The following is a 13,873-nucleotide window of genomic DNA, read 5'->3' as shown; positions in this document are numbered from 1 at the left end:
CCTTCATGCTCGCACACGGCGCAGCGGGCGGAGAACGCCTCATCGGGATTCACGTCACACCGACGCTATGACCATCGTCAAAGTGACGTGAAGCGGGTTATGATAGATAGCGTCAGATCGACGAAAAGTAGAAAGGGTGCGTGTCGTGACCACCGCCCAGACCCCGGAGCTCGACGTACAGCCGACTCCGCTCGCCCTGCTGCTCCTCGGCCGCGAGGCCGACCCGAAGAGCGAGCGCGGCGTCGAGTGTCCCGGTGACCTGCCCTCGCCGTCCGACCCCGACCTGGTGGAGCGGGCCCGCGCCGCCAAGGCCAGGCTCGGCGACAAGGTCTTCGTGCTCGGCCACCACTACCAGCGCGACGAGGTCATCCAGTTCGCCGACGTCACGGGCGACTCCTTCAAGCTGGCCCGGGACGCGGCCGCGCGCCCGGAGGCCGAGTACATCGTCTTCTGCGGTGTGCACTTCATGGCCGAGTCCGCGGACATCCTGACCGGCGACGACCAGAAGGTCGTGCTGCCGGACCTCGCCGCCGGCTGCTCCATGGCCGACATGGCGACGGCCGAGCAGGTCGCGGAGTGCTGGGACGTGCTGACCGAGGCGGGCGTCGCCGGGCAGGTCGTCCCGGTGTCGTACATGAACTCCTCCGCGGACATCAAGGCGTTCACCGGCAAGCACGGCGGGACGATCTGCACCTCCTCCAACGCGCAGCGGGCGCTGGAGTGGGCGTTCCAGCAGGGCGAGAAGGTGCTGTTCCTGCCGGACCAGCACCTCGGCCGCAACACCGCCGTCCGGGACATGGGGATGTCCCTGGACGACTGCGTGGTCTACAACCCGCACAAGCCCAACGGCGGCCTGAGCGCGGACGAGCTGCGCGCGGCGAAGATGATCCTGTGGCGCGGCCACTGCTCGGTGCACGGCCGCTTCTCGCTCGACTCGGTGAACGACGTGCGCGAGCGCATCCCGGGCGTCAACGTCCTGGTGCACCCCGAGTGCCGGCACGAGGTCGTCGCCGCCGCGGACTACGTCGGCTCCACGGAGTACATCATCAAGGCCCTGGAGGCCGCCCCGGCCGGCTCCAAGTGGGCCATCGGCACGGAGCTGAACCTGGTCCGCCGCCTGGCGAACCGTTTCGCTCCGGAGGGCAAGGAGATCGTCTTCCTCGACCGCACGGTGTGCTTCTGCTCGACCATGAACCGCATCGACCTGCCCCACCTGGTCTGGGCCCTGGAGTCCCTGGCCGACGGCAAGCTGGTCAACCGCATCCAGGTCGACCGGGAGACGGAGGCGTTCGCCAAGCTGGCCCTGGAGCGGATGCTGGCCCTGCCGTAGCCGGGCCCCCGCGGTGCGCCGCCGCGGGACCTGACCCACCCGTACGGCCCGTCCGGGCACCTGGTGCCCGGGCGGGCCGTCGCGTGCCCGGCCGGGGTCAGCTCGGTGTGCGGTCCGGGTGGGCCGGGTCGAGCGCGAAGACCGTGCCGTCCGCGGTGGTCACCGTGAGGGCTCCGCCCTCACGGTGGATCTGGGACCCGAAGCCGTTGTCGGTGCCCCCGGCGCGCGGGTACGACTCCCACAGCACCGTGCCCTCGCGGCTGTCCAGGGCGGCCACCCGGCCGCTGACGCTGGCCACGAAGAGGGTCCGCCCCTTGCCGTCGGCCACCGTCACGCCCCCTTGTTCCAGCGTGGTCCGGCTCTGCCACAGCCGCGCGCCGGTCGCCGGCGCGTGCGCGGTGACCAGGCCGTTGGAGCGGGTGAAGCACAGCAGGCCCCCGGCCAGGGTCACCAGGCCCCGCGGGGTGCCGGCGAGCGGGACCGTCCGGCGCTCGCCGGTGGTGCCGTCGACCAGGACGACGCGCCCGTACGCCGTCTCGTCCAGGTCGGACTCCCCCGACCCGCTCTCCTCGGCGAAGACGTGCCGGCCGTCCACGACGCCCAGGTAGGTGCTGCGGGGTTCCAGGGTGGCCAGCGCGCGGACCGCGCCGTCGGCCGGGTCGACGCGGAGCAGCCGGGTGTCCGCGCCGGCGCCGGCGTAGGAGGAGCACACGGCGTACAGGCCCCCGGCGGAGGCCGGGAACGCGCAGGAGTGCCCGGCGGGCAGGGTCGCCGACCACAGCCGGGCGCCGTCCCGCGGGGAGCGCGCGGTGACCGTGCGGCCGCCGACGTCCGGCACCAGCGCCAGCCCCGCCGCGAGGGCCGGGGCCGCCTCCGAGCCCCTGACGAGGGCCCTGGACCACACCCGCGCGCCGGTGCGCGTGTCGAGGGCCACCACGGACGCCGTGCGCCCGCTCTCGAACTCCGCCAGCACGCTCTGCCGGACCAGCAGCACCGGGCCGGCCACACCGAGGACCTGGTGCTCGTACCGCGCCCCCGCCGCGCCGGACACCCCGGCGGCGGACCGCCAGAGCACCTTGCCGGTCAGGGTGTCGAACCGGACCGGCAGCACGCCGTCGCCCGCGCAGTACAGCGCCCCGCCGGCCGTCGCGCAGGAGAGCCCGCCGGTGCTCCCCCGGGTGGCCGTCCGCACGCCGCTCGCGGCCTCGGCGAACACCGTGGTCCGCCACGGTCGCCAGCCCGTCGGCGGGGGCTCCCAGCGGGCGCCCGCCGACGGGCTCCGGCCGGCGTCCGGCCCGGCCGTCCCGCCGTCCGGGCGGGACAGCAGGTACGCCGTCAGGGCGGTGGCCAGGACGGCGGCTCCGGCGGACAGCGCCAGCAGCCGGGCGCGACGGCGGGGGCGGCGGGGCGGCGCCGGCACGGGCGCTTGTGGTTCGGCGTGCGCGTCCGGCGCCGGCGACTCGGCCTGCGCGTCCGCCGCCACGGGGCCGCCGGCCCGGGAGCCGGCCGGGTCCGGCGCGGTGGGCTCGGGGTCCGGGCGGCGCAGCGCGACCGTGGGGTCGTCGTCGGGCGCGGACGTCGGCAGGGCCTCGGCCAGCCGCCCCGCGAGGTCGTCCAGGGCGGGCCGGTCGTCCGCCTCCTTGGCCAGACAGCCCGCCAGGACGGCGCGCAGCGGCTCGGGCAGCCCGGTCAGGTCGGGCTCCGCCGTGAGCACCTGGTACGCCGTCAGGTACGGGCTGTCGGCGTCGAACGGGCCCCGGCCGGTGGCGGCGTACACCAGCAGCGAGCCGAGGGAGAACACGTCCGAGGCCGGACCCGCCGAGCGGGCGTCGGTGAGCTGCTCCGGCGACATGAAGGGCGGGGTGCCGATCATGTGGCCCGTCTCGGTGAGGGTCTGGTTGCCGGCGGCCCGGGAGATGCCGAAGTCGATGACCCGGGGGCCGTCGTCGGCGATCAGCACGTTGGCGGGCTTGAGGTCGCGGTGGACGACCCCGGCGCGGTGGATGTCGCGCAGGGCCTCCAGCAGTCCCAGCGCGAGCCGGCGCAGCGCGGTGCCGCGCAGCGGGCCGTGGGCGCGGATGTGGTCGGCGAGCGAGGGGCCGGGCACGTACTGGGTGGCCATCCAGGGCCGGGCGGCCTCCGGGTCGGCGTCCACGACGGGGGCGGTGAAGGCGCCGCTGACCTTGCGGACGGCCTCGATCTCCTGCCGGAACCGGATGCGGAACACCCCGTCCTCGGCGTACTGGGAGTGCACCACCTTGACGGCGACCTCGCGGCCCGAGCGGGCCCGGCCGCGGTAGACGACCCCCATGCCGCCGGAGCCCAGCCGGCCGACGATCCGGTAGCCGCCGACCGACTTCGGGTCGTCCCTGTGTGCTGGCACCGCTCCGTTCCCCCTTGTCCGCAGAGCAGTTCGAGTCCACAGGATAGGGACAGCCGCCGGACGGGGAAGCGGGCAGGTGGCGCGGCGGGCCGGGCGCAGGTGCGCCGTGGCGTCCGTCCGCGCCGTGGGCGGGCTCAGTCCGTGCGGGGGCGGACCAGTCCCGACTCGTAGGCGATGACCACCAGTTGGGCCCGGTCACGGGCGCCGAGCTTGGCCATGGCGCGGTTGACGTGGGTCTTGACGGTCAGCGGGCTGACCTCCAGCCGTTCGGCGATCTCGTCGTTGGAGTGGCCGCCGGCGACCTGGACCAGGACCTCGCGCTCGCGCACGGTCAGCGCCCCCAGGCGGGCCGAGCGCAGCGGGTCGTGGTCGTCGGCGCCGTCGCCCTGGGCGAGGAAGCGGGCGATCAGGCCCTTGGTGGCGGCCGGGGAGAGCAGCGCCTCGCCGCCCGCGGCGACCCGGATCGCGGTCAGCAGCTCCTCCGGTTCGCTGCCCTTGCCGAGGAAGCCGGAGGCGCCGGCGCGCAGCGACTGCACCACGTAGTCGTCGACCTCGAACGTGGTCAGGATGACCACCCGGACCCGGGCCAGGGACGGGTCGGCGCTGATCAGCCGGGTCGCGGCCAGACCGTCCGTGCCGGGCATGCGGATGTCCATCAGCACCACGTCCGCCTGCTCCTGCTTGGCCAGCCGGACCGCCTCGGCGCCGTCCGACGCCTCGCCGACGACCTTCATGTCCGGCTCGGAGTCGACGAGGACCCGGAAGGCGCTGCGCAGCAGGGCCTGGTCGTCGGCCAGCAGGACGCGGATGGTCATACGGTCTCCCCCGGTTGTCCCGTGGCGGCGCTGCGGGTCTTGACCGGCAGGATCGCATGGACGCGGAAGCCGCCGCCGTACCGAGGACCGGTGGTGAGGGTGCCGCGCAGGGCGGTGACGCGCTCCCGCATGCCGAGCAGGCCGTGGCCGCCGCCCGAGACCGGGTCCGGCGGGTCGTCGGCGCAGCCGTCGTCGAGGACCGTGATCTCCACGTTGGGGCCCACCCGGACCACGCTGACCTCGGCCCTGGCCTCCGGTCCGGCGTGCTTCTGCACGTTGGTGAGGGCCTCCTGGATGATCCGGTACGCCGCGAGGCCGACGGCCGCGGGCAGCGTCGTGCCCTGGTCGGCGCGGGCCACCTCCACGCGCAGGCCCGCGTTGCGGAAGGTGCCGGCCAGCTCGTCGAGGCGGTCGAGACCGGGGGCGGGCTCGGTGGGCGCCTCGGGGTCGCCGGACTGGCGGAGCAGGCCGACGGTGGCGCGCAGTTCGTTCAGCGCGGAGCGGCTGGCCTCGCGGACGTGCGCGAGGGCCTCCTTGGCCTGGTCCGGGCGCTTGTCCATGACGTGCGCGGCCACGCCCGCCTGCACGTTGACCAGGGCGATGTGGTGGGCGACGACGTCGTGCAGGTCGCGGGCGATGCGCAGCCGCTCCTCGGCGACCCGGCGGCGGGCCTCCTCCTCGCGGGTGCGTTCCGCGCGCTCGGCGCGCTCCCGCATGGCCTGCACGACGGCCCGGCGGCTGCGGACCGCGTCCCCGGCGGTCGCGCCGATCCCGGTCCAGGCGAGGATCGCGATGTTCTCCTGCGCGTACCAGGGCAGGGGCCCGGAGAGCATCGCGGCGCCGGTCAGCACGGTCATGGTGAGCAGGCCGGCCCGCCAGGTGGTGGCGCGGTCGGTGGTGGAGGCGACGGTGTAGAGGGCGACGACGGCGGACATCGCGACCGGGGCGCGCGGGTCGCCGGTGACGCACTCGACGACGGAGACGGTGCCGGTGACGGCGAGCACCGTCAGGGGGGCGCTGCGGCGGAAGACGAGGGCCACCGCGCCGACGGTGATCAGCAGCAGGCTGAGCGGGGCGGGGGTGCGCACGCCCCACACGACGCCATTGTCGCCGCGCGGGTCGACGAAGGAGCCGGCCACCATGCACACCAGGACGCCCGCCGCGACGGACGCGTCCAGGGCGAGGGGGTGTGCCCTGACGGTGCACCGGGCGCGGTCCAGAGTGCTCACGGAGGAACAGTACGTCCCGGCGTCCGCTCCTCGAAGAGCGCCGTCAGCCGGGGATCAGCCCGTCATCGCTGAGCATCTCCCGGACCTCCTCCAGGCTGGCGTCCGGGGACGGGAGGATCAGCCCGGAGGGTTCCAGGGAGTCGTCCGGCAGGGGTGTGCCGAGCCGGCGGACGGCGTCGAGGAGCGCGGTGAAGGTGCGGCGGAAGCCGGCCTCGTCACCGCGCTCCAGCTCGGCCAGGAGCTCGTCGTCCAGCTCGTTCAGCTCGGTGAGGCGGGAGTCGTCCAGCTCCACCTGCCCCTCCCCCATGATCCGTACGATCATGTCGCCCTCCTCGGCGTGGGCCTGCTGCTCGGCCTGCGGTCGGCTGCTGCGTGGCTGCTACTGCTTGTCGAAGCGCGGGGTGTCCTGGGTCTGCTGCTGCGGCTGCTGGCCCTGGCCGCCCTCGATGGCCTGGCGGTCGGCGGAGCCGCCCCCGGCCAGCTCGGCCTTCATGCGCTGCAGCTCCAGCTCCACGTCCGTACCGCCGGAGAGGCGGTCCAGCTCGGCCTGGATGTCGTCCTTGTGCATGCCCGACGGGTCGTCGAGGGCGCCCGAGGCGAGCAGTTCGTCGATCGCGCCGGCGCGGGCCTGGAGCTGGGCCGTCTTGTCCTCGGCCCGCTGGATCGCCAGCCCCACGTCGCCCATCTCCTCGGAGATGCCGGAGAACGCCTCGCCGATGCGGGTCTGCGCCTGGGCCGCGGTGTAGGTGGCCTTGATCGTCTCCTTCTTGGTGCGGAAGGCGTCGACCTTGGCCTGCAGCCGCTGGGCCGCGAGGGTGAGCTTCTCCTCCTCGCCCTGGAGCGTGGCGTGCTGCGTCTCGAGGTCGGTGACCTGCTGCTGGAGGGCCGCCTTGCGGGACAGCGCCTCCCGGGCCAGGTCCTCGCGGCCCAGCGCCAGCGCCTTGCGGCCCTGGTCCTCCAGCTTCGACGACTGCTGCTGGAGCTGGTTGAGCTGGAGTTCCAGGCGCTTGCGGCTGGTGGCCACGTCGGCCACGCCGCGGCGGACCTTCTGGAGCAGCTCCAGCTGCTTCTGGTACGAGTAATCGAGGGTTTCGCGCGGGTCCTCGGCCCGGTCAAGGGCCTTGTTCGCCTTCGCGCGGAAGATCATCCCCATACGCTTCATGACACCGCTCATGGGCTTCGCGCGCCCCCTTCTGACGGACTCCAGCTCCAGCTCTGCGACAGAACCCACAGTACGGGCCCTGCTTCCATTGACGCACTGTTCGGGGACCGATGCGCTCATCCCCGAGGACGACTGCGGTGGGTACCTGCTCCGGCGTGAGGAGTAGGTGATCCCCGAGTGGCCCCGAGGGGCGGGCCCCCTCCCTCCGCGATATCCGCTCTGTCCCCTTACGACGACCGGCGTTGCCGGATCGTTCCCCGCGGGGCTGGGGTCCATGCCCGGGGAGCGCTTACCCTTGGGTTTTGTGTTCCGTAGCCGTGCCAAGGAAGAGAAGGCCCCGCTCGCCGACAAGGCGACGGTGACCGTCTCCAAGCAGCCCCGAGACCCGCAGGCCCCCAAGGGCCGGCCCACACCCAAGCGCAACGAGGCCCAGTCCCAGCGCCGCAGCGTCGCCAACACGTCGCTGACGCGCAAGGACGCCGCCAAGCGTCAGCGCGAGGAGCGCCGCGCCCAGTTGGAGCGGCAGCGTCAGGCGCTGGCGGGCGGCGACGAGCGGTACCTGCCGGTCCGCGACAAGGGCCCGGTCCGCAAGTTCGCCCGCGACTGGATCGACTCGCGGTTCAACATGGCCGAGTTCTTCCTGCCGATGGCCGTGGTCATCCTGGTCCTCAGCATCGTCCCGGTGGGCTCGCTGCAGAACATCGCGCTGCTGCTGTGGCTCGTGGTGATCGTCCTCATCGTGCTGGACTCGATCCTGAGCGGTTTCCGGCTGCGCAAGGCGCTCACGGAGCGCTTCCCGGCGGACAACCGCAAGGGCGTCATCGCCTACGCGCTCATGCGCTCGCTGCAGATGCGCCGGCTCCGGCTGCCCAAGCCGCAGGTCAAGCGCGGAGAGCGGCCCTGAGCACGACGTCGTTCACCGGGGGTGCGGCCGACGCCTGGCTCAACGGTCCGGGCGGGCTGCGGGATGTCGTACGGCAGGAGCTGGTGGCCCGGCAGCTCGACGAGCAGATAGCCGGACGGTTCCCCGTCGGGCAGCGGCTGCGGGTGCTGGACGTGGGCATGGGCCGGGGCACGCAGGCGCTGCGGCTGGCCCGGCTGGGGCACCAGGTGACCGGGCTGGAGCAGGACACGGCGATGATCGCGGCGGCCCGTGAGGCGCTGTCCGGGGAGCCGGAGGGTATCCGGGAGCGGATGCGGATCATCGAGGGCGACGGCCGCGAGACGGGCGCGCACTTCCTGCCGGGCAGCTTCGACGTGGTGCTCTGCCACGGCGTGCTGATGTACCTCCAGGACCCCGACGCCCTGCTGGCGGGGCTGGCCCGGGTGCTCGCGCCCGGCGGCCTGCTGTCGCTGCTGGTGCGCAACGGCGACGCGCTGGCGATGCGCCCGGGGCTGTCCGGCGACTGGGCGGGCGCCCTGGCCGCCTTCGACAGCGTCTCCTACCTCCCCCGTGCTCGGACGGACTCGCCCGGGGGTATGCCCGCCCGGCTGGGCGTGGACGCCCGGGCCGACCGGCGGGCCGCGCTGACCGACACGCTCGCCGGGATCGGCGCGCCGCTGCACGCCTGGTACGGGGTGCGGGTGTTCACCGACACCACGCCGGACGGCGCCGAGCCGCCGGACGGTCTGGAGACGCTGCTGGCGGCGGAGGAACGGGCCGGCAAGACGGACCCCTACCGCGGGGTGGCGGCGCTGCTGCACCTGTGCGGGGTGCGGGGCTAGGACCCAGCCGGCCCGGGTTCACGGGGCTCGGGCCTGGCCCCTCGTCCGGGTGAGTCCCGGGGGCCGGGGCGGGCGTCCGCCAGCAGACTCGGGACATGGACGTCTCCCGCTCCCGCCCCGCCTGTCCGCGTGGACCGCTTGGTCCGCGTGGACCGCGTGGGCTGCGCAGTGCGCGTGCACCGCGTGGTGCGCGGCCGGTCGCCGCCGTCGTCGCGCTGGTCTGCTCGCTGGTCCCGCTGTCGGCGTGTTCGGCATCCGGGCCGTCCTCGGGGGCCGAGCAGGACACCACGCGCCAGGCGGCCGCTCCCGTCGCCCGGTCCGGTGACGACCTCCAGGGCGACTACCAGCGCGTGATCAAGGACGTGCTGCCGTCGGTGGTGCAGATCCAGGCGGCCTCCGACCTGGGCTCCGGGGTCGTGTACGACACCGCGGGGCACATCGTCACCAACGCCCACGTGGTCGGCGACGCGAAGACCTTCACGGTGACCACCGCCAACAGCAAGGACCCGCTGAGCGCGACGCTGGTCTACTCCTACCCCGCCCAGGACCTCGCCGTCGTCAAGCTGGACAAGGTGCCGCACGGGCTGCGGGCCGCGCGCCTCGGGGACTCCGCGAAGGTCGCCGTGGGGCAGATCGTGCTGGCCATGGGCTCGCCGCTGGGGCTCGCGTCGAGCGTGACGCAGGGCATCGTGTCGGCGACCGGCCGGACCGTCAGCGAGGGCGGCTCGGACGGCGGCACGGGGGCCACCATCCCGAACATGGTGCAGACGTCCGCGGCCATCAACCCCGGCAACAGCGGGGGCGCGCTGGTCGACCTGGACGGGCAGGTGATCGGCATCCCGACGCTCGCCGCGACCGATCCCGGCCTGGGCAACGCCGCGGCGCCGGGCATCGGGTTCGCGATCCCCGCGTCGATGGTGAAGCGGGTGGCCGACCAGATCGTCGAGGACGGGAAGGTCACCGACTCGGGCCGGGCCGCGCTCGGCATCACCGGCCGCACGTTCGTGGACGGCTCGTTCCGGGCCGCCGGGGTGGCGGTGGTCGACGTGAAGGGCGGCGGCGCGGCCGACGAGGCCGGCATCCGTCCCGGCGACGTCATCACCCGGCTGGGCGACACCGGGATCACCGACATCACCTCCCTGTCGGAGGCGCTGGCGGCGGACCGGCCGGGGCAGCGGACGAAGGTGACGTTCGTCCGCGGCGGCGCCGAGCGGACCGTCGACGTCACGCTGGGCGCGCAATAGCGCAGGAGCGCAGGAGCGCGGCGGGGACGGTTGCCTTCCCGGTCGGCCCGGGTGGCCGCGGCCGTCCCCGCCGCTGTCCGACGAGGGCTCAGGACCCGTCGGCGTGCAGGCTCATCGGGCCGTAGATCTCCGTGGCGTCCTCGAACAGCCGCACCTGGTCGGCACCGCCCGCCAGCAGGTCCTTCCAGTGCTCGCCGATCCAGGACTCGGCGTCCCCCTGCGTGGTGAACTCCTCCGGCTCCACCGCGGGCTGGACCTCCGTCCCGTCGGTCTTCTCGAACCGCCACGTCCATGCCGCCATGTACGCCTCCCTGGTGTGAACACGTGCAGAGCAGGAGCCGGATCTTGGTCCGGCTCCTGCTGGCAGCCTAGCCGGATGCGCAAGACCTGCGGCGACACGCCAAAATCGGGGCGTGGACGTGACTCTGCTCGGTACCGGTGCCCCCGCGGGACTGCCCCGCCCCGACTGTCCCTGCGCGGTGTGCGCGGCCTCGCCCGGCGAACGCGCGCGGGCGGCGGCCTCGGTGCTCGTGGACGGGGTGCTGCTGCTGGACCTCACCCCGGGCGCGGCGTTCGCGGCCGCGCGGGCCGGGCGTTCGCTGGGCGGCGTACGGCAGGTGCTGCTGTCGCACCCGCACGACGGTCCCGCGGTGGAGGTGCCGGCCGGGCTGCCGCAGCCCGGGCGGGTGCCGGACGGGCGGGAGCTGGCGGTGCTGACGGGGCATCGGGTGCGGGCGGTGGCGCTGGACGCGGGCGGTACGGGATACGCGGTGACGGGGCCGGACGGGCAGCGGCTGCTGTACCTCCCGCCGGGCGGGTCGCCGGCCGGTCTGGAGGAGGGCTCGGGCGCGGCCGAGCGGTACGACCTGGTGCTGCTGGACGTGGTGGGACGGCCGGACGCGCTGGCGAAGCTGCGCGCGGTGGGCGCGGTGGGCCCCGCCACCGACGTGGTCGCCGTCCACCTGGACCACGACGTGCCGCCGGGCGCCGAGCTGCGGCGCCGGCTCGCCGCCGCCGGGGCGCGGGAGGTGGCGGACGGGACCTCGCTGGCGGTCGGCGCGTACGGGAGCGCGACCTCCGTGCCCGACGTGCCGCGCCGCACGCTCGTGCTCGGCGGCGCCCGGTCGGGCAAGTCGGTGGAGGCCGAGCGGCGGCTGGAGTCCTTCCCCGGGGTGGTCTACGTGGCGACGGGCGGGTCGCGCGGCGGGGACACCGAGTGGACGGCGCGGGTGGCCGCGCACCGGGAGCGGCGGCCGGGGTCGTGGCGCACGCGGGAGACGTGCGACCTGGTGCCGCTGCTCGCCGAGGACGGGCCGCCGGTGCTGGTCGACTGCCTGTCGCTGTGGCTGACGGACGCGATGGACGCCGTCGGGGCGTGGGACGACGCGCTGTGGGCGGACGGGAGCGAGCGGGAGCTGCGCGAGCGGGTGGCCGCGCTGGTGGCGGCCGTGCGGTCGGCCCGGCGGACGGTGGTCCTGGTCTCCAACGAGGTCGGCTCCGGCATCGTGCCGGCGACGGCGTCGGGGCGGCGCTACCGCGACGAACTGGGGCGCCTGAACGCGGCGGTGGCGGCGGAGTGCGAGCAGGTGGTGCTGGTGGTGGCGGGTCAGGCGCTGGTGCTGCGGGGCTGACCGGGCCGCCGCCCCGGCCGCCGGGTGAGGGGCTGCCGCGCCGTCGGCGGGATGCCTGCCGTCAGCGGGGTGCCGTGCCGTCAGCCGGGTGCCGTGCCGTCAGCGGGCCGTCTCCTTGCGGGCGATGACCCGGTAGGCGTTGGCGAAGCGGGTGCGGCGGGCCGCCGGGGACAGCGTGTGGTCGGCCGCCCTGGCCAGGGTCAGCAGCGGCCCGGGCGGTGCGAGGAAGCCCTTGCGGGTCAGGTAGAGCGCCGTGGCCGCCGTCAGGTCGCGCGGGACGTGGGCCGCGCGGCGGTCCGTCCCGAGGATCCGCCAGCCCTGGGCGACCAGCTCCGCGCGGAGGTTGGGCAGCGGGATCAGGTGCAGGTGGCGGGGCTGGTCGTAGGACGGCCACCACTTGCCCAGCAGGTCCGCCGACGCGCTGGCCGGGTCGGGGAGTTCGAGGAGCAGCAGGCCGCCCGGGCGCAGGGCGGTGCGTGCCGCCCACAGTTCGTGCCGGGGGTCGCGGGTGTGCTCCAGGTGGTGCAGCATGCTCACGACGTCGTAGCGGCCGCGCAGTCCGGCCAGCACCCGCGGGTCGGTGAGCGAGCCCACGTGGGCCTCCTCGACCCGCTCCGCGTCCCGCGCCCGCACCACCCGCGCCGTCAGGTCGAGCCCGTCGAACGACGTGTAGGGGAAGACCCGTTGCGCCGCCTCGGGGAAGTGCCCGTCGCCCGTGCCGACGTCCAGCCAGCTCTCCGGTTCGGTGACGTGGCGCAGCATCGTCCGCGCCACCGCCCGCAGGCGCCCGCGGTCGGCGGGCTCCTCCGCGGCCGTGCCGCCGTACAGGGCGAGGCCCTCCGGGGTCAGGCGCGGGTTCTGGAAGGTGTGGGCGCAGTCCTCGCAGGTGTCGACCGTGAAGGTGCCCGGCCGGCCGAGCCGCAGGTCGGGCGTGCGCAGCCGGGTGCGCAGTCGCTTCGAGCCGCACCAGGGGCAGTCGTCGCGGCGGGGCTCGTGGATGGGCCGTGCGGGCATCGGCGGCTCCCGGCAGGAGGAAGGCGGGTGGTCGGGCTCGTCGGGGCGGTCGGGGCGGTCGGACGAATCCCCCCGAAAGGGAACGTATGGGATGCCGTTGACGGGCGCAAAGATGTCGCGGCCACGGGCCGGGCCCGTGGCGCGGGGCCGTTCGGGCGGTGCCGGTACTGTTCGGCGAATGAGCTCGCTGAATCTCGACGACTTCACCGATCTGATCGAGCGTCCCGACGGCGGGGTCCGCCGCGACGCGGAGGCGCGCCGGGAGCGGCTGGCCGTGCCGCCCGGTTCGCTCGGGCGCCTCGACGACCTGGGCGAGTGGCTGGCGGCGGCGCAGGGTTCCGTGCCCGTACGGCCGGTGGAGCGGCCGCGCGTGGTGCTGTTCGCCGGTGACCACGGGGTCGCCGAGCTCGGCGTCTCGGCGCGGCCGGCCGGCTCCGCCGCCGAGCTGGTGCGGGAGATCCTGGCGGGCGGCCGTCCGGTCGCGGTGCTGGCGCGGCGGCTCGACGTGCCGGTGCGCGTGGTGGACATGGCGCTGGACTGCGCGCCGGACGCCTTCCCGGCGGACGTCGTACGGCACCGGGTGCGGCGCGGCAGCGGGCGGATCGACGTCGAGGACGCGCTCACCCCGGAGGAGGCCGAGGCGGCCTTCCGGGCGGGCGTGGCGGTGGCGGACGAGGAGGCCGACTCCGGGACGGACCTCGTCGTGCTCGGGGACGTGAGCGTCGGCGGCACCACGGCGGCCGGGGTGCTGGTGGCCGCGCTGTGCGGGACCGACGCCTCGGTGGTGACCGGGCGGGGCGGGCTCGCGATCGACGACCTGGCGTGGATGCGCAAGTGCGCGGCGATCCGGGACGCGTTGCGGCGGGCGCGGCCGGTGCTCGGGGACCAGCTGCAGTTGCTGGCGGCGGTGGGCGGGGCGGACCTCGCGGCCATGACGGGCTTCCTGCTGCAGTGCGCGGTGCGCAAGGTGCCGGTCGTCCTGGACGGCGTGGTCGCGGCCGCCTGCGCGCTGGTGGGGCAGCGGATCGCGTTCCGGGCGCCGGACTGGTGGCTGGCCGGCCACAGCAGCGGCGAGCCGGGGCAGGCCAAGGCGCTGGACCGGATGGCTCTGGAGCCGCTGCTGGACCAGGGCGTGCAGGTGGGCGAGGGCGCGGGCGCCCTGCTGGCGCTCCCGCTGGTCCGGGCCGCCGCGGCGCTGGCGGCGGAGCTGCCGGAGCGCACGGACGAACCCGGCGACGCGTTCGCGAAGGGCTCCGCGGAGGACGCAGAAGACGCCGCGGAGTAGCGGGAGAGGTCCGCTGCGGGGCGGGTCGCGCGGGACGCGGACGGGTGAAACGGGG

General features: G+C 75.1%; 13 protein-coding genes. 6 read left to right on the top strand and 7 right to left on the bottom strand.

Going from position 1 to position 13,873, the window contains the following annotated elements; genetic code table 11:
• The first annotated feature begins 145 nt into the window (after positions 1-145).
• Positions 146-1,330, top strand: coding sequence for a quinolinate synthase NadA (gene nadA / locus E4U92_RS11910; protein ID WP_137300305.1), 1,185 nt, complete (start codon positions 146-148; stop codon positions 1,328-1,330).
• A gap of 97 nt (positions 1,331-1,427) precedes the next feature.
• Here the strand turns inward: nadA and E4U92_RS11905 are convergent, their stop codons facing one another.
• The 5 genes from E4U92_RS11905 to E4U92_RS11885 form a co-directional block, all read right to left on the bottom strand.
• On the bottom strand, positions 1,428-3,713 hold the full coding sequence (locus E4U92_RS11905; RefSeq protein WP_137300304.1) for a protein kinase domain-containing protein: 2,286 nt from the start codon (positions 3,711-3,713) through the stop codon (positions 1,428-1,430).
• A 134-nt stretch (positions 3,714-3,847) separates the two neighbouring features.
• Positions 3,848-4,528, bottom strand: a complete 681-nt coding sequence (locus E4U92_RS11900) for a response regulator (protein WP_137300303.1) — start codon at positions 4,526-4,528, stop codon at positions 3,848-3,850.
• On the bottom strand, positions 4,525-5,757 hold the full coding sequence (locus E4U92_RS11895; RefSeq protein ID WP_137300302.1) for a sensor histidine kinase: 1,233 nt from the start codon (positions 5,755-5,757) through the stop codon (positions 4,525-4,527). Before E4U92_RS11895 ends, E4U92_RS11900 begins: the two co-directional genes overlap by 4 nt.
• A 43-nt stretch (positions 5,758-5,800) precedes the next feature.
• Positions 5,801-6,079, bottom strand: a complete 279-nt coding sequence (pspAA, locus tag E4U92_RS11890) for a PspA-associated protein PspAA (protein ID WP_137300301.1) — start codon at positions 6,077-6,079, stop codon at positions 5,801-5,803.
• Positions 6,080-6,136: 57 nt separating this feature from the next.
• A complete protein-coding gene (locus E4U92_RS11885) occupies positions 6,137-6,910 on the bottom strand; it encodes a PspA/IM30 family protein (protein ID WP_137300510.1) in 774 nt (257 codons plus the stop codon).
• A 313-nt stretch (positions 6,911-7,223) separates the two neighbouring features.
• Between E4U92_RS11885 and E4U92_RS11880 the strand changes: the two genes are divergently transcribed.
• From E4U92_RS11880 to E4U92_RS11870, 3 genes are all read left to right on the top strand, one after another.
• Complete coding sequence (locus tag E4U92_RS11880) at positions 7,224-7,823, top strand: DUF3043 domain-containing protein (protein ID WP_168725097.1); 600 nt, start codon at positions 7,224-7,226, stop codon at positions 7,821-7,823.
• Positions 7,824-7,906: 83 nt separating this feature from the next.
• Positions 7,907-8,644 carry a class I SAM-dependent methyltransferase gene (locus tag E4U92_RS11875; protein WP_137300299.1) on the top strand — a complete coding sequence of 246 codons (738 nt, stop codon included), beginning with the start codon at positions 7,907-7,909 and terminating at the stop codon, positions 8,642-8,644.
• Positions 8,645-8,739: 95 nt separating this feature from the next.
• Positions 8,740-9,888 carry a S1C family serine protease gene (locus tag E4U92_RS11870; RefSeq protein ID WP_137300298.1) on the top strand — a complete coding sequence of 383 codons (1,149 nt, stop codon included), beginning with the start codon at positions 8,740-8,742 and terminating at the stop codon, positions 9,886-9,888.
• Positions 9,889-9,976: 88 nt separating this feature from the next.
• Here the strand turns inward: E4U92_RS11870 and E4U92_RS11865 are convergent, their stop codons facing one another.
• Complete coding sequence (locus E4U92_RS11865; protein ID WP_137300297.1) at positions 9,977-10,189, bottom strand: hypothetical protein; 213 nt, start codon at positions 10,187-10,189, stop codon at positions 9,977-9,979.
• A 112-nt stretch (positions 10,190-10,301) separates the two neighbouring features.
• Between E4U92_RS11865 and E4U92_RS11860 the strand changes: the two genes are divergently transcribed.
• On the top strand, positions 10,302-11,519 hold the full coding sequence (locus E4U92_RS11860) for a bifunctional adenosylcobinamide kinase/adenosylcobinamide-phosphate guanylyltransferase (protein WP_137300296.1): 1,218 nt from the start codon (positions 10,302-10,304) through the stop codon (positions 11,517-11,519).
• Positions 11,520-11,618: 99 nt separating this feature from the next.
• Here the strand turns inward: E4U92_RS11860 and E4U92_RS11855 are convergent, their stop codons facing one another.
• Positions 11,619-12,533, bottom strand: a complete 915-nt coding sequence (locus E4U92_RS11855; RefSeq protein ID WP_137300295.1) for a class I SAM-dependent methyltransferase — start codon at positions 12,531-12,533, stop codon at positions 11,619-11,621.
• Positions 12,534-12,711: 178 nt separating this feature from the next.
• On the opposite strand from E4U92_RS11855, the gene cobT reads away from it, so the two are divergent.
• Positions 12,712-13,818 carry a nicotinate-nucleotide--dimethylbenzimidazole phosphoribosyltransferase gene (cobT, locus tag E4U92_RS11850; protein ID WP_137300294.1) on the top strand — a complete coding sequence of 369 codons (1,107 nt, stop codon included), beginning with the start codon at positions 12,712-12,714 and terminating at the stop codon, positions 13,816-13,818.
• The last annotated feature ends 55 nt before the right edge of the window (positions 13,819-13,873 follow it).

The sequence above is a fragment of the Streptomyces galbus genome (assembly GCF_005280195.1).
Lineage (GTDB): Bacteria > Actinomycetota > Actinomycetes > Streptomycetales > Streptomycetaceae > Streptomyces > Streptomyces galbus.
This window is presented reverse-complemented; position numbering and strand designations above follow the sequence as displayed.

What these genes read in the sequence shown, in the direction of transcription:
- E4U92_RS11870 (WP_137300298.1), top strand. Translation starts at nt 8,740, where the DNA reads ATGGACGTCTCCCGCTCCCGCCCCGCCTGTCCGCGTGGACCGCTTGGT.
- E4U92_RS11855 (WP_137300295.1), bottom strand. Translation starts at nt 12,533, where the DNA reads ATGCCCGCACGGCCCATCCACGAGCCCCGCCGCGACGACTGCCCCTGG.
- E4U92_RS11865 (WP_137300297.1), bottom strand. Translation starts at nt 10,189, where the DNA reads ATGGCGGCATGGACGTGGCGGTTCGAGAAGACCGACGGGACGGAGGTC.
- cobT (WP_137300294.1), top strand. Translation starts at nt 12,712, where the DNA reads ATGAGCTCGCTGAATCTCGACGACTTCACCGATCTGATCGAGCGTCCC.
- E4U92_RS11900 (WP_137300303.1), bottom strand. Translation starts at nt 4,528, where the DNA reads ATGACCATCCGCGTCCTGCTGGCCGACGACCAGGCCCTGCTGCGCAGC.
- pspAA (WP_137300301.1), bottom strand. Translation starts at nt 6,079, where the DNA reads ATGATCGTACGGATCATGGGGGAGGGGCAGGTGGAGCTGGACGACTCC.
- E4U92_RS11885 (WP_137300510.1), bottom strand. Translation starts at nt 6,910, where the DNA reads ATGGGGATGATCTTCCGCGCGAAGGCGAACAAGGCCCTTGACCGGGCC.